This window comes from Halothiobacillus sp. (genome assembly GCF_027346185.1).
Taxonomy (GTDB): Bacteria; Pseudomonadota; Gammaproteobacteria; order Halothiobacillales; family Halothiobacillaceae; genus Halothiobacillus.
This window is the reverse complement of record NZ_DAIESY010000052.1, coordinates 1-17,748: the sequence shown is the minus strand read 5'-3', so window position 1 is coordinate 17,748 and position 17,748 is coordinate 1. Positions and strand designations below refer to the sequence as shown.

General features: G+C 55.9%; 16 protein-coding genes and 1 pseudogene. 14 read left to right on the top strand and 3 right to left on the bottom strand.

Translation table 11 applies throughout. The features are described from left to right. Both M7R55_RS04080 and yihA read right to left on the bottom strand, forming a co-directional pair. Positions 1–617, bottom strand: a pseudogene (locus M7R55_RS04080) (hypothetical protein); the annotation flags it as partial. Positions 618–1,094: 477 nt separating this feature from the next. After that, a complete protein-coding gene (gene yihA, locus M7R55_RS04075) occupies positions 1,095–1,787 on the bottom strand; it encodes a ribosome biogenesis GTP-binding protein YihA/YsxC (protein ID WP_298218738.1) in 693 nt (230 codons plus the stop codon). Between the two features lie 293 nt (positions 1,788–2,080). On the opposite strand from yihA, the gene M7R55_RS04070 reads away from it, so the two are divergent. The 7 genes from M7R55_RS04070 to M7R55_RS04040 all read left to right on the top strand — a co-directional run bounded on the left by M7R55_RS04070 (position 2,081) and on the right by M7R55_RS04040 (position 9,516). Beyond that, the gene (locus tag M7R55_RS04070) at positions 2,081–2,746 is read left to right on the top strand and encodes a c-type cytochrome (RefSeq protein WP_298218737.1); all 666 of its coding nucleotides are present in this window, start codon (positions 2,081–2,083) and stop codon (positions 2,744–2,746) included. Between the two features lie 207 nt (positions 2,747–2,953). Then, positions 2,954–5,056 carry a cytochrome c biogenesis protein ResB gene (locus M7R55_RS04065; RefSeq protein WP_298218735.1) on the top strand — a complete coding sequence of 701 codons (2,103 nt, stop codon included), beginning with the start codon at positions 2,954–2,956 and terminating at the stop codon, positions 5,054–5,056. A 73-nt stretch (positions 5,057–5,129) separates the two neighbouring features. Then, positions 5,130–6,347, top strand: coding sequence for a c-type cytochrome biogenesis protein CcsB (ccsB, locus tag M7R55_RS04060; protein ID WP_298218733.1), 1,218 nt, complete (start codon positions 5,130–5,132; stop codon positions 6,345–6,347). A 183-nt stretch (positions 6,348–6,530) separates the two neighbouring features. Further along, positions 6,531–7,229 carry a thiol:disulfide interchange protein DsbA/DsbL gene (locus tag M7R55_RS04055; protein ID WP_298218731.1) on the top strand — a complete coding sequence of 233 codons (699 nt, stop codon included), beginning with the start codon at positions 6,531–6,533 and terminating at the stop codon, positions 7,227–7,229. A 27-nt stretch (positions 7,230–7,256) separates the two neighbouring features. Then, complete coding sequence (locus tag M7R55_RS04050) at positions 7,257–8,114, top strand: endonuclease/exonuclease/phosphatase family protein (RefSeq protein ID WP_298218729.1); 858 nt, start codon at positions 7,257–7,259, stop codon at positions 8,112–8,114. Positions 8,115–8,132: 18 nt separating this feature from the next. Continuing rightward, positions 8,133–8,909, top strand: a complete 777-nt coding sequence (locus M7R55_RS04045; protein ID WP_298218728.1) for a hypothetical protein — start codon at positions 8,133–8,135, stop codon at positions 8,907–8,909. Further along, positions 8,809–9,516: a GGDEF domain-containing protein gene (locus M7R55_RS04040; protein WP_298218726.1), complete on the top strand. Its 708-nt coding sequence runs from the start codon at positions 8,809–8,811 to the stop codon at positions 9,514–9,516. The genes M7R55_RS04045 and M7R55_RS04040 overlap by 101 nt, the downstream gene beginning before the upstream one ends. A 256-nt stretch (positions 9,517–9,772) precedes the next feature. Here M7R55_RS04040 and M7R55_RS04035 read toward each other — a convergent pair whose 3' ends face one another. After that, positions 9,773–10,402 (bottom strand): GntR family transcriptional regulator, encoded by a 630-nt coding sequence (locus M7R55_RS04035; RefSeq protein ID WP_298218724.1) that lies wholly within the window; start codon positions 10,400–10,402, stop codon positions 9,773–9,775. A 200-nt stretch (positions 10,403–10,602) separates the two neighbouring features. Here M7R55_RS04035 and M7R55_RS04030 point away from each other — a divergent pair, with 200 nt between their 5' ends. From M7R55_RS04030 to M7R55_RS04000, 7 genes are all read left to right on the top strand, one after another. Further along, positions 10,603–10,932 (top strand): hypothetical protein, encoded by a 330-nt coding sequence (locus M7R55_RS04030; RefSeq protein ID WP_298218722.1) that lies wholly within the window; start codon positions 10,603–10,605, stop codon positions 10,930–10,932. A gap of 355 nt (positions 10,933–11,287) precedes the next feature. After that, positions 11,288–12,283 carry a TRAP transporter substrate-binding protein gene (locus M7R55_RS04025; protein ID WP_298218721.1) on the top strand — a complete coding sequence of 332 codons (996 nt, stop codon included), beginning with the start codon at positions 11,288–11,290 and terminating at the stop codon, positions 12,281–12,283. After that, positions 12,267–12,821, top strand: coding sequence for a TRAP transporter small permease subunit (locus M7R55_RS04020; RefSeq protein ID WP_298218719.1), 555 nt, complete (start codon positions 12,267–12,269; stop codon positions 12,819–12,821). The genes M7R55_RS04025 and M7R55_RS04020 overlap by 17 nt, the downstream gene beginning before the upstream one ends. 3 nt (positions 12,822–12,824) lie before the next feature. Further along, on the top strand, positions 12,825–14,405 hold the full coding sequence (locus tag M7R55_RS04015; protein WP_298218717.1) for a TRAP transporter large permease subunit: 1,581 nt from the start codon (positions 12,825–12,827) through the stop codon (positions 14,403–14,405). Between the two features lie 455 nt (positions 14,406–14,860). Continuing rightward, positions 14,861–16,114, top strand: coding sequence for a glycosyltransferase family 1 protein (locus tag M7R55_RS04010; RefSeq protein ID WP_298218715.1), 1,254 nt, complete (start codon positions 14,861–14,863; stop codon positions 16,112–16,114). Position 16,115: 1 nt separating this feature from the next. Further along, positions 16,116–16,679, top strand: a complete 564-nt coding sequence (locus M7R55_RS04005; protein WP_298218713.1) for a phosphatase PAP2 family protein — start codon at positions 16,116–16,118, stop codon at positions 16,677–16,679. Between the two features lie 251 nt (positions 16,680–16,930). Further along, a partial coding sequence (locus M7R55_RS04000) for a type II secretion system protein N (RefSeq protein ID WP_298218711.1) occupies positions 16,931–17,748 on the top strand: 818 nt, incomplete at its 3' end.

Sequence of the window (17,748 nt, the reverse complement as noted above, 5' to 3'; positions counted from 1 at the left end):
ATCGAGCGCCCCATCCGTCGCCCGAGCAATAAAGCAATCATCAGGGCGGCCAGCAGGGGGATCGGCATGATAATCAATAGCTTGTTGACAAGCTCATTGTGTGCCTTTGTCGTGATCTGCCCGACAGATTGCGTGATCGAGAGCACGCCCAGCACATTGCCCACCTTGGCGTTGGTGTGGCACCTTATGCACTGCGCTTCGGCGATCAGGGGGCGGTCATACCGAATCGTCCCATCGTGCATTTGTGTCTGGGTTTTGCCTGTGGCAAAGGCAGATAGCACCAGGGCGTCTGCATCGGGCTGTTCAATCGGTCCAAAGAGCGTGATCACCTTGCTGCCGCGGTATAGTTCGATGCGGGTACTAGAATCGTTGCCTTGTGCGCGGATGGTTTTGAGAAATTCGTCGAGTTGCGCGCGGGACCAGCCCTGTCGCATGATCTGATACATCGCATTGAAGGTGCCGTCGGCCAGCGAAGCCGACATATCAACGGCAGATTGACGCACCGTGCGTTCGAAAACACCGGTGGTGGCCCAATACATGGCGACGGCGACCAGAACGGAAACCGCCAAGGCTGCGCCCACGATCAGCAGCCGAATTGAACGTAACCATCGTCCCATTGATTTCGATTTCCTAAAAAGCTTTGAGCTGAGGAACCTCTGATTGAATCCCTCGTGAGCCGAGTTGCTGATCCAAAAGCCGCAAAACGAGGCAGAGGCCGCAGGTCGTAGTTCACGCTACGATGCCAAGGCCGATAACGAAGTCTTGCGGCCCATGTTGGATGGATAAGGGGCGGCAACCCGCATGGGACGGGCTTTTGAGGGTGATTCGCTGTGTTGCGCCGCTCACGAATGGAATAACCATTAACGCGAAGCTGGCGCAAGCCCGTTTCGCGCCGCGCCTTGCGACTCATCCCTCAAAAGGCCGTCTCGGCCACGAAGGATTCAATCAGAGGTTCCCTAGACTTTGTCGTACGATTCGGGTCGTCCGATACAGTGTGGCTGTCCAGTGCCACAATGAAATACTAATGCAATAAGCCAGCCTAAACGAAAACGATTTTTGCGTGGAATCAGACTTTCTGTGGGGCTATTAAAAAATCAAGATGTTCCTAACTTGTTGCTGGTGGGCGCATCAGGTGCTGCCGTGTCGGCGGTCGGGTTGTCGCTTTCTTCCGTGGGCTCGGGGGGGTATGGCAGGCCGCCTGAGCCAAACCATTCGTCCAGAATGGCGCGGGCTTGGGGAACCCCGCTGCCACGCAAGCCGGAAAAGGGCAGCCAATGAACCGTTGCAAGAGAAGCATCCTTCTTGAGGGCGAAGATGGTTTTGCTTATTTCGTTCTGACTGAGCTTGTCGGCCTTGTTCAGCAGGCACAGAACCGGCAGTTGACGATCCTGGGCGTATTCGATCATCTGGCGGTCGGTTTCCTTGAGTGGGTGACGAATGTCCATGATGATCACGACACCGGCCAGTGACTGGCGTTCAGCAAAATAGGCGGCCAGGGCCTCACCCCAGCGTCGCCGCATCGCTTCGGGGACCTTCGCGTAACCGTAGCCGGGTAAGTCCACCAGTCGGCGGCTTTCGTCACGCAAGCCGAACAGGTTGATCAGCTGGGTTCGCCCAGGCGTGCGGGAGGTTCGTGCCAGAGCTTTTTGCCCGACCAGCGCGTTCAGCACGGTTGATTTTCCGGCGTTCGAACGTCCGGCAAAAGCCACCTCGGCGCCAAAATCGGCGGTCAGTTCCTTAGGCGACGGGGCGCTTTTGATAAAATAAGCGGTTCTAAAATCCATCATCACATCGGGCTCCAGACCATGATAGCGCCGCTGCAAAAGTGTCGTGCGGCGCGCTTTGCGGTATAAAAACCGCGTCTTATGGGGTATTGATCAATCCGAATCACGCCACGGGCTTATCGCTGCTAAACTGCGAAGGTTTCAGTGGGCAAGGTCACTATTGGGTGGCATTGTTTCACAGATTGGGTCGAGGCGTGCGCCGCGACGAATTAGCCGTCCAAAGGGTCGGTGTGTGTTCGGGTTCCGATGCCTTGAGGCCGGATATTTTTGCGAATTGATTTTAGAGCAGGTGCCCCATGAGTCGATCAGGTTTAAGTTCATCACGTTTGCCCCTCGTGGCGCTTTTGTTTCGCCGTGCCGCATGGCCCTTTGTTCTGGGTGTCGGCATTGCAGTGACGGGAAGCTCGTCGGCCCTCGCCGGAGGCGATGTGGCAGCCGGTCTTCAGGCCAGCAAAACTTGCGCCGCCTGCCATGGCGCCGATGGTAACAGCATGGTGCCCACATTCCCCTCCATCGCGGGGCAGCCGGCGGGGTACCTGGCCGAACAATTGCGCGCCTTCCGTGACGGCAAGCGTGTCAATGCCTTGATGAGCCTGCAGGCCAAGGACCTGACGGATCAACAAATCGAAGATCTGGGGGCCTATTTCGCCGCGCAGAAGCGGGTGGTGAAAGCGGCATCGACAGAAGATTCCATTCCCGGCGCACATTTGTGGAAGTTTGGCGGTCATTCCAATACCGTGGCGGCTTGTGCGGCTTGCCATGGTCCGAAGGGGCAGGGCAATCAGCCTGCAGGATTTCCCGCGTTGCGAGGGTTGACGCCGCAATACATCACAGAATCATTGATGGCGTATCGCAAAGATGAGCGCAAGACTGAACATGCCGACATCATGGTCAGTATTGCCAGCAAGCTGAGCGACGATGACATTAAAGATGTGGCTCAACATATCGCTACTTTCCACTAATTTTTTTGCTGGGTTGTATGCCGGGCCGCTCCTGCCAGTGCCCCCGCAGCCCGGATGCATGTTTTTTTGAATATCCGATGATAGTGCTCGGGAACTTGTGCCCCAATAACCACTCGAAAAAATCCCATTAGATATCCTGAGATATCCTGCTCCCGATTGGGGCAACCAAGACCTACGATTACTTACCACATTTTGTAAAGGCTGCGCATGTCCGATATTTCCCAATCAGCCGAACTGAACACGCCGAAATCGGCAAGTACCCAGCCGGGTGCCGTACAAGCGCGTTCGCATGGTGTAACCAAACGCCTCCTGTTGTGGCTTACATCAATGAACCTGGCGGTCACGCTTCTGGTGATTCTGGCGATTGCTTCGGTGATCGGCACGGTACTCAAGCAGAACGAATCCTTCAACAGTTATCTCGATGTGTTTGGACCGTTCTGGTTTGCGGTATTCCGTAACCTGTCTCTTTACGATGTCTATTCAGCGACCTGGTTTGTCGCCATCCTGCTGTTTTTGGTGGCCTCCACATCCTCATGCGTGGCACGCAACGCGCCGGCGTTCCTGCGTGACATCCGCAGCTTTCGCCTCAATGCCCAGGAAAAGTCGCTTCGTGCCTTCGCGCATAAGGCGGACATGAAATCGACAGCCAAGCCCGAGTCACTGGTTGCGCCCATCCAGGCGCTTCTTGAGCGGGCAGGCTTCAAGAGCCGTGTGAAAACCCAGCCGCACGAGATTCTGATTTCCGGGCGCAAAGGAGGGCTAAACCGGATCGGCTATGTGTTGACCCATTTGGGTATCATCGTGATTCTGCTCGGCGGCCTGCTCGACAGCAAAATGCAGCTCAAGCTCATGGATGTGCTGGGGATGGTCAAGGTGGAAACCGCCAATATTCCCGTCAGCGAAGTCCCGGCTGCCAGCAAGATTCAGGTCGGTGGTTTGCAGGCGTTTCGTGGCACGGTGAACATCCCCGAACATAAATGGGGTGATGTGGTCTTTATCGGTTTGAAGGACGGGTACGTTGTTCAGAATCTGCCCTTTAAGATATTCGTGAACAAATTTGTCATCGAGCATTACGACACCGGCATGCCCAAATCGTATATGTCGAATGTGACCTTGACCAACAAGGAAACGGGGCAGGAGATCACCAAGACGATTGAGGTCAATCATCCTCTGCACTATATGGGATACAACATTTTCCAATCGAGCTTTGGCGATGGCGGTACGAAATTGAACATGGAAGCCTGGCAACTGTCAGGCAAGGCCGGTGTGGCGCAACCCATCGATTCGGCCGTTTTCGACAAGAAACGCTTCGATTTCAATGGTCAGAGCTATCAGCTCGAATTTACCGATTTTCGGTTGTACAACATCAATCCGGTCACTAATAAGAATGGTGTCGTTCAGCAGAAAAACTATGGTCCTTCGGTGACCTTCAAACTGCGTAATGCAGCGGGCGAGGCCATCGAGTACCAGAATTACTTACTACCCATTGATTTAAACGGGCATCCGTATTTCCTGAGTGGCGTGACGCGTAGCATCGGCGGTCAGCAGCAGTTTCTCTACATTCCCGCAGACCAGAAGGGCTCGATTGATACGTTCATGGCCTTTTTGTCGATGCTTTCGGATCAGGCAAGGGTGCAGCAGATTGCCGCCCAGCTGATTGGTGACGTAAGTTCATCCACAGGGGGCAAGGGGGGCATGACCAACGAGAACCTGACACAATCAGCCAGTGCCTCGATCGCAGAATTGGTGCATATCTTCGTGCAGCAGGGCTTCGGCGCAATGAAGACCAAGATCGAATCGGCCCTGGCACAGCGAAACCTGAGCCCGGAGGCCAGCAAAAAGGCCGAGCAGGCGTCCATCAGTGTGGTTCGATCTGTACTTGAGCGCGCCTTTTTAGAAACCCTGGCTGCGCAGGATGGCAAGCGGGAATTTACCGATCAGGATGCCAAGTTCTTCGATGATGCGATGGATGCCATCTCGGCCTTGCCCGCCTATGGTTCGCCGATTTTCGTGCAACCCAAGAGCTTTGAGCAGATTCAGTCCACCGGGCTTGAAGTTTCGCGTGCGCCGGGTGCCATTTGGGTTACCATCGGCTCGGTCATGCTCGTGATTGGGATTTTCATGAATTTCTACATCCACTATCGTAGGCAGTGGATCTTGCTCAAACCTGAAGGCGAGGGCACACGCATCCTGCTCGCAGGGTCTGATATTCGTAAAAACATTGATTTCGACAAGGATTTTGCGGTGTTCCGGAATGAACTTATGGCCGCCACGGAGTCGAAGTCTTCAGAGAGAGAAAATCCGGCCTAGCACGATGCCACCACGCCGGTTGAATCAGTAGCCATGAGGCTCGAACCATTGCCGATTTGAGGAGTTACCTGAAATGTCTGTGCCTAAAGAACAGATGATGCCGATGCTTGATGTGTCGATGACGTCTTCGCGTGGATCGGCCCGCCGCATCGGGGTGATCGATATTCTCTACACCCTGATTGCGCTGGCCGCCGCGACCTATTTTTATTTTCAATACCGTACCTACCTCTGGGGCCCCCAGATCGGCATGCTGTTCGGTTTTGCCGCCGCCGTCGGTTTTATCGGCTGGCTCTGGCCAGCTACGCGCTGGCTCGTGGGCGTAGTCGCCGCCGCCGCCCTGTTTACGATGTATCAGTACGGACTCTACGCGCCGGGAGGCGAGGCAGTAGGCCGCCTCAGACTCCACGAGATTCAGGAAGGGCATTTCTTCCTGAAATTCTTCCTGTCCAGTCCAGCTGCGACCATGTGGATGGTGACTCTGTTCGCCCTGGCCATGCCGACCTATTTCTTCGGCATGTGGCGTCGCTCCGTCTTTGCTGAAAAAGTGGGCAGTGCCCTGGTCTGGAGCGGGATCGCACTGGGCTTCATTGGCTTTTTCGCCCGCTGGCGCGAATCGTATCTGATCAACTTCGATTACGGCCACATTCCGGTCAGCAACCTCTACGAAGTGTTCATCGTCTTCAGCGTATTCACCTCCCTGCTCTATCTGTACTACGAACGTCGGTACATGACACGGGCACTAGGCGGGTTCGTGATGATGGTGGTCACCGCCGCGCTTGCCTTCCTGATGTGGTACCAGTTCGCACAGGGTGCCAATACGATTGAGCCCTTGGTCCCGGCGCTAAAGAGCTGGTGGATGAAGATTCATGTGCCTGCCAACTTCATCGGCTACGGCAGCTTTGCCATCTCTGCCATGGTGGGTGTTGCCTACCTGATCAAGGAGAAAACGGGGGGTGACGGCGCCAATGACCGCCTGCCTTCGCTTGAGGTAATGGATGACATCATGTACAAGTCGATCGCGCTTGGCTTCGCCTTCTTCACCATTGCGACCATTCTGGGGGCCATGTGGGCAGCGGAGGCTTGGGGCGGCTACTGGAGCTGGGATCCGAAGGAGACTTGGGCTCTGATCGTCTGGCTGAATTACGCGGCTTGGTTGCACCTGCGCTTGAGTAAGGGCTGGCGTGGTACCGCGATGGCTTGGTGGTCAGTCGGTGGGTTGTTGGTCACGACCTTCGCTTTCCTTGGTGTGAATATGTTCCTTTCCGGCCTGCATTCCTACGGTAAGCTGTGAACCGGTAATATCGGTCTAGATACCTGCCATTACGAATAAACCCCGCGACAGCGGGGTTTATTTATGCAGAAGGACGAACGCAGGCTCAATATACGTGTCTATGCCGTACAATAATTTTGTGAACCGACGACTGCGAACATGGGTATCGGGCGTGTTCAACTTATGTGTAAAGAGGAGTGAGCTATGTCGTTTTTCTTCCGATTGGGTGCTCTGCATTGGCAGCGTTGGGTCGGGCTTGGTTTGTTGGCAGCCTTGCTGGCATCTCCCGTGGTGTATGCAGCACCCAAGATCGCTCCTTCTCCCGAAATCATCTTGAAGGAAAATGTGAACTACCGCGTTGTGATTACTGATGAGACACCGCCCTCCGATGGCAGGATTCTCGTGCAGGAAATGTTCTGGTATGGCTGTCCTCATTGCTTTCATCTTGAACCTGTGCTGGATGAATGGCGCAAGACATTGCCCGCCTATGTGGATTTCGAGCCCTATGCCGTGCCGCTGACCCCCGGCTGGGTGCCACTGACCAAAGCCTTTTATACAGCGAAGTTCATGGGCGTGCTGCCCAAGACTCATGTGTCGGTATTCACCGATATCCACGTCAAGAACCTTCGGCCGGTCACACGTGAGCAGATCGCCGACATGTATGCCGATCTGGGGGTAAATCGCGATCAGTTCCTGCAAATGTACGATTCCTTCGGGGTGGATAATGCCGTGCGTCAAGCGGGTGTCGTCGCTCAGGACGCGGGGGTGACCGGTGTGCCGGCCATACTGGTGAACGGCAAGTACCTGGTCACCGGTGATATGGCAGGGAGCAACGAGGCCATGCTGCCGATAGTCGATGCGCTGATCGCAAAGATTGAAGCGCAGAGAAAGGCCAAATCGTGATGCAGTGGGCGCACAGGGAGGGTGTCGATGCCTGAGTCCCGCAGCACGGCCATGCCCACAGGTGGTCATTTCACCTCGCAATGTACTGCGCCGACTGCAGAGCGTGAACCGCGTCCGTTGCGGCTTTTGTCCTACAATATCCAGGCGGGAATCGGCACCCGCAACTTCCGGGATTATCTGCTCAATGGCTGGAAGCATGTGCTGCCGTTCCCGCAGCGGATGCAGAATCTCGATCACATCGCCCAGTTGCTCAGTCAGTTTGACCTTATTGGATTGCAGGAAGCTGATGGCGGCTCATTGCGCAGCCACTTTCTGAATCAGATCGAATATCTGGCCATGCGCTCGAACATGCCGTTCTGGGCAACGCGCATCAATCGTGATCTGGGGCACTGGGGGCAGCACGCGCTCGGTATGCTTTCGCGCATCGAGCCTTATCATATCGAGCGTTATGCCCTGCCCGGACGGATACCTGGCCGTGGCGTCGTTCTGGCAGATTTCAGCTGGTATGGTCAGCAGTTGCGCGTACAGGTCAGTCATCTGTCCTTGAGTGATCGAGCCCGCCGGGCACAGCTGGATCGCCTGATTGCCCGCTGCCGGGAATTTGAGGGTGTCAATCTCGTGATGGCCGATTTCAACTGCACGCCCTCAAACAGCGATCTGCAACGGCTGTGCGCCGAGGCGGGGCTCAAACTGCCATTTTCTCCGCCTTTGACCTATCCCAGCTGGGGACCCAAACGCGCGATCGATCACATTCTGGTTTCGCAGGATATCGAGATTGAATCGGTGGATGCACTCACCTACGGAGTGTCGGATCACGCGCCTCTGGCGATGCAGATCAAACTGCCGACCGAGTCCGAACCCTATTTATCGTCGAAGGCCTCCTGAGCGGTCTGAGGGTCAGCGATGAACGAACCGGCAAAAACGGATTACCGCGCCAAATATGAACAGTTGCTGGATGAGTTCACTTCGCTAGAAGCCAACGAACAACTTCAGCAGACCCTGTTGCGCAGCCTGATGAACCGCGTTCTGTTTGCGGTGGATAAAGCGTACCCCACTCTGGCGAAGGAGAGTCAGGCACTGCGCACGCTTGTGCGGCAGGTCGGTGATGTCCCATTGCCCATAACGCGCATACAACCGGGAATCGAGCGTCTGGCCGAGTCCATTTGGGCTATTGAAGCGGGTGATCTGACTCCGGGGCGCGAAGAATCATTGAGTAAGGAGGAGGTGGCCGAGCGTGTGGACGTTCGAGATTTTCTGCCGCTTCTGCTTGAGCGGGTGGCTTTCACCGAGTCCATGGAAGGACGGCGCGAGAAACTCCTGGCTATTCTGGACGATCCTAAAGACAAGACCCTGAACTCCATATTGATCGACCGTGCAGCCACGCTGATCAACGACATGCGCCGTGCGCTCGAAAACGAAAAAAACGAGCTGACCGATTTCCTGCGCCAGCTCACGGAAGCATTATCCGAAATCGATCAACATACGCTCGCCAACCTGGGTGATGTCGAGACGCAACACAAGGCACAGGAAGCGCCGGGCCCACGCCGTGACCGAGCAGGTATCGCATATCGATCGCACCGTGTCGGATACGACCGATCTGGAGGAACTCAAGCGGGTCGTGCATCAGCGGGTGGCGCGGATCAGCGAGCAGATCGACACGTTCCGCAAGACCGAAGATAAACGTCTGGCCGTGATTGAGCTGGAAAACCGCCAGATGCGCGAGCGCATCGGCAAACTGGAGGCTTCCCGGCTGATCCTGCAGGAACAGCTGGTGGCCAGCACGAAGAAGATGCTCCGGGATACCTTGACTGGACTGCCGAATCGTCTGGCATTTGATGAGCGCGTGACACTTGAGATAGCCCGGATGCAGCGCGAGCAAACGCCCTTGTGTCTTGCAATCTGGGATGTCGACCACTTCAAGCAGGTCAATGATACCTTCGGTCATCAGGCCGGGGATAAGGCCCTGCATGTCGTGGGCAAGACATTGAATCAATTGATTCGCGACGTGGACATGGTCGCTCGCTATGGCGGGGAAGAATTTGTGATGGTTCTGCCGAAAGCCAATTTGCAACAAGCGTTCGTCGTGCTCGAGCGCATTCGCGAAAAACTGGCCAGCACTGCATTCCGGTTCAAGGACACGCCGCTGAAAATCACCTTATCCTGCGGTGTTGCCGAGTTCGGTGCGGGTGAAACCATTGAAAGCGTGATAACCCGTGCCGATGACGCACTCTACCGGGCCAAGGCCAATGGCCGCAATCGTACACAAATGGCGCAACTTTCCGCCTAGTGTACCGCTCCATTCTGCATGAAACTTGAGCGATTATTGGCATGATTCACCTTCAGCAGGATGTCGCAAACACTGGCGGCCCAGATAAATGGTTTGGGCCTGCTGACGTGTTATGAGACATATTCATCAATGGCTGCAACCAGACGGGGTTGTGTAGAAACTCAATATCCGTCAATAACCTCCCGCGAAAATCTCTCGGACATTAATTAATGCTCTGATGGTCCGTTCAAGCATGAGACGATTCAAATGCCATGCGCTACTGCGGCAACAGTATCTCAAGTCGGCGCTTGGTCTCCGTCATGTGCTGCTCCAGCAGCACACACACTGCCGCCTCGCTGCCTACCCTGTAGGCAGCGAGGATCGCCCGATGCTCAAGATCGGCCTGTTGGCGGTAATCCGTCTGCGTGCTGATTAACACACGAATAAAGCGGTCGATCTGCGTGTCCACACTTTCGATCATCGCAAATAGTCTTGGTCTTTCGGCTGCGCGGTACAGGCTCGAATGGAAAAGCCAGTTCTGACGCATCCAGCAGTCGATGTCGGCCACGTCTTCGGCTTCATCAAGTACGGCGGCGGCACGCTGCACATCCTCGGCTGATGCTCCTTTCTCCAGCGCCCATCGTATCGCCTGCGTTTCCAAAATGCAGCGGATCTCAAGCAACTGGCGCGCTTCGCTAACCGACAGTGAATTCACACGTGCGCCTTGGTGACTGCGAATCTCGGCCAAGCCTTCGGCCGCCAGTTGACGAAGTGCCTCGCGTACCGGGATATGGCTCACGCCAAATCGCTCCGCAATAGCGTCTTGGCGCAGCGCTTCTCCACTAGTCAGCCGACCGTGGAGGATTTCATCTCGCAACGCCCTACAGATTTCTTCAGTTTTGGTCATTTTGTAATTTCATATATGAAAATAAATTTTTCTGGCAAGAGTCTTGCATTGCTATATAGCGTGCAATACCAGATTTTCAAGTAAACACTGGCTTTTCGGCAGTTTGGAGCCAAAAGCCGTAGCAAAGATGCACCAATATAATATATTTTTTGACTTGTATGCACCGTTTTTACCCATTTATATGAAGGAGTAGTTACTTAATGATTATCGCCATCGTTCGTTATCAGCTCCCGGAAGGAATCGATCATGACGCCTGTCTCGCCCATTACATCCAGATAGCCCCCGGATTCCACCATGCCCCGGGTTTGCTGAGCAAGTACTTTATATGGAGCGCTGAGGGTACCGCGGGCGGTGTCTATCACTGGGAAAGCCGAGGCCAAGCCGAGGCCTTTTATGAAGGTCCTTGGCGGGAGGGAATCCTTGCCCGTTACGGTATGACTCTGGAGATTGAGTACTTCACTGCATTTGCCTTGACCGACAACCTCGCCAATGAGGTGCGCGTATTCGAGACGCCAGATGTCGGGAGTTGAGGCATGAGGTAGCAGTAGTTTTTTCCTAGGGAATCTCTGCACGAATCCATCCATGGCTTCGTGCAGACACGCACGGACCGGTTCACGCCCGTTTCGTGCTCCGCATTTCAATGACTTGCGTCATTGAGCGGCAGGGCATCCATGCCCTGCACGGGAAGGTCTGCATTTGTGCAGACCTTCCCTAGATGGGGTGGTGCAGGTTGTCGCTCCATAGCGTAATCACAGTCAATATCAGAGGGTCATTATTATGGAACGCAGGGACTTTTTAAAGAGCGCGGGCGCAGTTCTAGGCGCAACCGCTGCCGCAACGACCTTTTCTGCACCAGCCATCGCTTCTGGGCGAATTGAGTGGCGCATGGTTACCGCCTGGCCCAAGGGGCTACCCGGCTTGGGCACTGGCGCGGAGCTGCTGGCGCGGCGTATCACGGTGATGTCCAGCGGACGGCTCACCGTGAAGGTCTTCTCGGCGGGTGAGTTGGTGCCAGGGTTGCAGACCTTCGATGCCGTGCAGAACGGCGCAGCGGAGATGGGGCACGATACCCCAGGATTCCACCTCGGCAAGCACCGCGCCTTTGCCTATTTTTTCGGTGCGCCCTTCGGCATGTCTTATTCCGAGCACGTGGCCTGGCTAGATCATGGTGGCGGCCAAGCTCTATGGGATGAGCTCTCCGCGCAATTTGGGATCAAAAGCTTTGCAGTGGGTAACATCGGCACTCCTCCCTTCGGTTGGTTCAAGAAAGAATTGCACGAAGTCGGTGATCTCAAGGGCGTTAAGATGCGTATGCCAGGCATAGGGGCAGAAATGATCCGCCGCCTTGGCGCGGTACCTACACTCATGGCTCCAGGCGACGTCTTCCCCGCACTCAAGGCTGGTACGCTGGACGCAACCGATTTTACCGGCCCTGCTAACGACATGGCTCTCGGTTTCCACCAGGCGTGCAAGTTCTATTATTGGCCAGGCGTACAGAAGCCCGGAGCCGTACAACAGCTTATCGTAAGCAAATCCAAATACGACGCCTTGCCCAAAGATCTGCAACAAATTATTCAGGTCGCAGCACAGGCTTCGCATCAAGATATGCTTGCCGAGTATAACTTGATCAACGCCCAAGCTGCGAAGGTTCTCAAAGACAAGCACGGAATTAAGTTCCTGCGACTGCCCGACAGCATCCTCTCTGCCTTGGGCACGGTCGCCGGCGAGATATTGCATGAGGAGCGCGAGAAGCTTGACCCGCTCGGCCGCAGAATTTGGGACGCTTATTTCGCTGCGCGCAGCGGCTTGGTCGAACTCACTGAGGGCGCGGATCGCGCCATGTACAACGCACGGGATCTAGGCTTTGAATACCCAGCCTGAGAGCGCTGATGCGCGGGGCTCGGACGCCCTACTCGCTTTAGCAGAACGTCTGGATTCCATCACCAGCGTCATCGGGCGCGTCGTATCATATTTGGGCGTGGCGACGGTGTTAATCACTTTCGTCACAGTCTACCTGCGCTACGCTTTCGATCTCGGTTACATCTGGCTGCAGGAGAGCTACGTGTGGACACACACCGCGATGATCATGCTCGGCGCGGGCTATGCAATGCTGCGCGATGGTTTCGTACGGGTGGATTTATTCTACCGTCACTGGAGTGAGCGTAGCCGAGCCTGGGTTGACCTACTGGGCACGCTGCTGTTCCTGGGGTCCTTCCTAGCGCTGCTCGCTTATTACGGCTGGCCCTTCGTTGCCGTCTCCTACGCAATGCAGGAGAACTCCCAGTACGAGGGTGGCCTGCCTGGACTGTGGCTGCTAAAAGGAATGCTTCTGGCCTTCGTCGGACTGCTGGGTATGCATGGACTGGCAATCGTGTTGCGCAGCCTTTCGGTGCTTCGCACCAGCGCACAAGGGTCCTGAGATATGGATCCCTCGCTGCTGGGTGAACTGCTCGCCGTTGCGCTCTTTCTCGGTGCGATCGGTGCACTCCTCATTGGTTATCCCATCGCCTTCACCCTGCCCGGCGTGGCGGTCGTCTTCGCCCTAATCGGCTGGATTTTTGGCGTCTTCGATCTCTCCTATTTCAGCGCCTTGCCGCTGCGCTACTACGGCATCCTCACCAACGAGGTCTTGATCGCCGTCCCACTATTCGTTTTTATGGGCGTGATGCTTGAACGCTCGCTGGTGGCCGAGCAGATGCTCGACAGTATGGGTTTGTTGTTCGGAAAGATGCGTGGGGGATTAGGGATATCTACCGTGCTGGTGGCCACGCTGCTCGCCGCTTCCACCGGAATTGTCGGCGCAACCGTAGCCACGATGGGCCTGATCAGCCTGCCGTCGATGTTGCGAGCAGGCTACGATAAACGACTAGCAACGGGGCTGATCTGCGCCTCGGGCACCCTCGGCCAGATCATCCCGCCTTCCACCTTATTGGTGTTCCTTTCCGTCATCCTGCAAAGCGCATATAGCGAGGCGCAATTAGCGCAGGGCAACTTCACTCCCGAGACTTTTTCCGTGAGCGACCTGTTCGCTGGCGCCTTCTTGCCGGGACTCATGCTCGCTGGCCTTTATGCGCTGTGGGTAGCGGTGCTGGCAGTGCTCAAGCCGACGAGCGCCCCCGCCTTGTTAGGTGTGGGGGAGTCCTTGATCTGGCGCAGCCTAGGTTTGCGACTGATCACGGCCCTCCTGCCTCCACTCATCCTCATCGTCGCTGTACTCGGGTCAATCATTGCAGGGGTTGCGACGCCTACTGAAGCGGCCGCCGTCGGCGCCATTGGCGCGACCCTGATCACTATGGTCAAGTTTATCGTCGAGGGCTTTGGCGCTGCCAATCCCGCGCTAACCGAGAGGCGGCTTGCGTGGCTCTGGATTGCCATAGTCACGCTCGCAGTCCTCTCGGGTTTGATGTTCGGCACCGCTGCCGTACTAAGCCTCGCGGTAGTTCTTCTGCTTGCCGCGACAATATGCGTGGGTCTGTTGTCCTACGCCCGTCGGCGCTTTCTTCGCGTGCTTGACGAAGTTACGCAGTCGAGTCTGGTGATCACTACCATGGTCTTTGTGATCTTCCTTGGGGCAAGCATGTTCTCTATGGTATTCACGCGCATGGGCGGTGAGGATCTCGTCACTGAGCTGCTCTCATCAATGCCCGGAGGCGTGAGTGGGGCCTTGTTCACAGTCATGGCCATCATGTTCGTTCTCGGCTTCTTCCTTGATCCCTTCGAGATCATCTTCATCGTCGTGCCCATCGCGGCACCGGTACTTTTTAAACTGGGCGTTGACCCTGTCTGGCTTGCCGTACTCATCGCAATCAACTTCCAGACCAGTTATCTCACGCCACCCTTTGGGTTCTCCCTGTTCTTTCTGCGAGGCGTCGCCCCGCCGAGCGTCTTAACCTCAGACATCTACCGTGGTGTGGTGCCCTTTGTCCTCATCCAGCTCATGATGTTAGTAGCAGTGTGGGTCTTTCCGTGGATTGCGACCTGGCTGCCTGGAATATTGAGATGAATAAATTCGCGTGCATACATATTCCTTGCCAGATCCAATGCAGATTATGGGCTCAAGCTACTTGAGTGAGGATGGTATTGATATATGAAGATCTTTTCGAAGCGACCATGAGGAACACTGGGAAGAGAACCGAAATTACAGTTGGCACAAGCCTATGTCTGCACGAATCCATACTTGGCTTTGTGCAGAGTTTCCTTAAGTAAATGCTGATTTATTCCATCCATGGAATAAATCAGCTCGCTCATCGCGGTACACGCCCGCGATGGCTCTCACGAATCAAAGACTTACGTCATTGTTCGTGTTGGGGCATCCTGCCCCAAGCGGGAAGCACTGAATAAATCAGCGCTTCCCTAGTTGCTTGGCGGCCGCGCCACGCGGCAAGTGTCTTGTTTTGTTCAAGAAATCGTCATGGGGCTGTCACGCAGCCGCTCTAAGGTTTGAGCAGGAGTCGCGCAATGTGCGCGGCAGGACGCCAAAACCGAGGGCGGGTGATGTATATCAGTCTGGTGACCGAAACCTTTGATCCCGATATCAACGGGGTGGCGACGACGCTCAAGCAGATTCATTCTGCCCTGCTGTCGTCAGGTCACCGGGTGCAGCTCGTGTGCCCGAAAGGCGATAAGGCAAGGGAATTGGATGACCTGCTCGAAGTGCCCGGACTGGCTTTGCCTTTCTATACCGATGTTCGGCTGGGGTTGCCCGTGGGCCGACGATTGAAGCGCCGCTGGCAGACCGAGCGCCCGGATCTCGTGCATATCGCCACCGAGGGGCCGCTGGGATACGCCGCCCTGCGCACGGCCAAAGCGCTGGGTTTGCCGGTCACCTCGTCGCTGCATACCAATTTTCATACGTATATGCGTTTTTATCGCGTGGGTTGGCTGGCCGCGCCGGTCATGCGTTATCTCAAGTGGTTTCACAACCGAACTGCGCGCACATTTATTCCCACCGGGCAGCAGGCCGAAGCGCTCAGCTTGAGCGGGTTCGATCGTCTGGCGATGTTGGGGCGCGGTGTGGATACGGCCCTGTTCAATCCCGAACGGCGCGATGCTGCCCTGCGCGCGCAGTGGAGTGAGCATTCCGGTGTTGCGGCGGGTGATGAGCCCAAGGTCGCCTTGCACGTCGGAAGACTGGCACCGGAGAAAAATCTCAATTTATTGTTACAAACATTTAATGCAATGCGCGTGGCGCGACCGGATATGATTGGCGTGGTGGTAGGCGACGGCCCTGAGCGTGCCCGACTGGAAAAGGCATTGCCCTGGGTCATCTTTACCGGCATGAAGCGAGGAGAGCAGTTGGCTCGACACTATGCCAGCGCGGACTTGTTCATCTTCCCCAGTCAAACCGAAACGTTTGGCAATGTATTGCTGGAGGCCATGGCTTGCGGGTTGATCTGCGTCAGTTTCGATTATGCGGCTGGTAATTACCTGATCCATGATGGGAGAAATGGTTATTTAGCCCCCTTGGGCGATGACGCACACTTTGTAAAAGCGGCAGTCGAGCTGGTACGGGCGGAAGGCCCGGATATGCTGCAGATCGGCTCCAGGGCCAGAGAAGCGGCCGCCGCTTTTGATTGGGCGCGGGTAACCCGTGCGTTTGAGCAGCACTTGAAGGATGTGTTGCAGGTTGAATCAGCCAGGTCGGCATCGGATGAGCACTCTGGTCTGCAGGGATCTGGCGGGTTGACGAATCAGGATAAAACAGGAGTCTGACATGAGCGCACTCATTCGTTCCTTCAAAGGTTTGTACCTACTCAATCGTTATTTGCATTGGGAAGAGGTGGTTATGTATCGCCTTAACCATGTCAATGCCATGCGTGGCTTGCGTCGATTGTTCGCGATTTGCAGCCGCCTGGGCGATGGTGTTGCCTGGTACGTGACCGCCGCCCTGATCGCATTGTTCGTCGGAGAATCGGCCTGGTTGCCCATGAGTGTCATGATGATTTCCGCAGGTGTCGGATTGGGCATTTACGCTTCCATCAAACACCTCACGGCCCGACCCCGCCCGCACGTGGCCCACGACGGTTTGGTGCTGAGTGTGGCACCTTTGGATAAATACAGCTTCCCTTCCGGCCACACCCTGCATGCGGTGAATTTTGCGATTCAGATCGCCGTCTTCGCACCGGGTCTTGCCTGCTTCGTCATTCCCTTCGCCCTGATGGTCGCGCTTTCACGGATGGTACTCGGATTGCACTATCTGTCGGATGTGTTGGTCGGCGGGGTGATTGGTGCGCTGATCGCGGTTTCCAGTCTTTGGGTGGTGGGTACGCTGTCTTGATGCGACCGCTTTTCAATTGTCATCGACTTTTCACGATGGCGTCTTAATATCCTACGTTTTTGTGGCGTGTAGAACGACCTTGATTCAGGGCGGGAATGCACTCACTATAAGAAGGATTTTCCGAATGCTCGAACCGCCCTCACGACGTTTCGGGCCGTTGCCTGGTTTTAATTGATGGTGCGCCTCATTTGTCCTGAGCCAGATGGGCAGGATTTGGCGTGCATGCCTTGTATGGGTATTGAATATTGGTCATGTCTTGGTCGAAGAGCCGTTTCGTATGGATTCCGAGCGCGCTTTTTCTGATTTTACTGGCGACGGCTGGCGTGCTCGCAGCCCGCATTACCTGGTTGTGGCTGGCACCGGCACCTGTGTATGTATCGCCTGCCGAGTCGGGGGGCGAGGCGAGTGAAAAGTCGCAGTCGGCATCGGTTGAGCAGATCGGCAGTTGGCATCTGTTCGGCCGGGCAGCGACGCCAGACAATCCCACGGCGACAAAGATATCGGCATCCCAACTAGGGGTGAAGCTCGAAGGGATCATCAGCGGCTTAACCTCGCCTCTGGTCATGCTGCGCGTCGGTGGTGAGGTGCGCTTGCTACGCATCGGGGATGCCCTGTCTGCCGGTGTGAGTATTGTCTCGATCGAGCCTGATCAGGTTGTGCTCTCCAATCAGGGCCGCTTGGAGTCGATTTCTTTTCCGGTGCCCCTGCCACTCGATCAGGCCCCCGCGCCGAGTGCCGCATCGCTGACTAAGGCAAGCCCGCGTGGTGTCTCCCGCTCCGCTGTCGCGCCCGCTGTTCGGGTGCAGACAGAGGAGATCAAGCGTAACCCTCAAACCCTGCTGCGTTTTGTGACCGTATCGCCTGTGCAGAAAGATGGTGAGGTCAGCGGCTATTCGCTGCGCCCGGTACCGGGGCAGGAAGCACTCATGCGGGCACTTGGGCTGATGCCGGGTGATGTGTTGACTTCCGTGGACGGAATGCCGGTCAATGATCCTGCCCTGTTGCCGCGGGTGATGCCGCTGTTAAATTCGGGCCAGCCTTTGCAGGTGGTGGTCGAACGGGGCGGTCA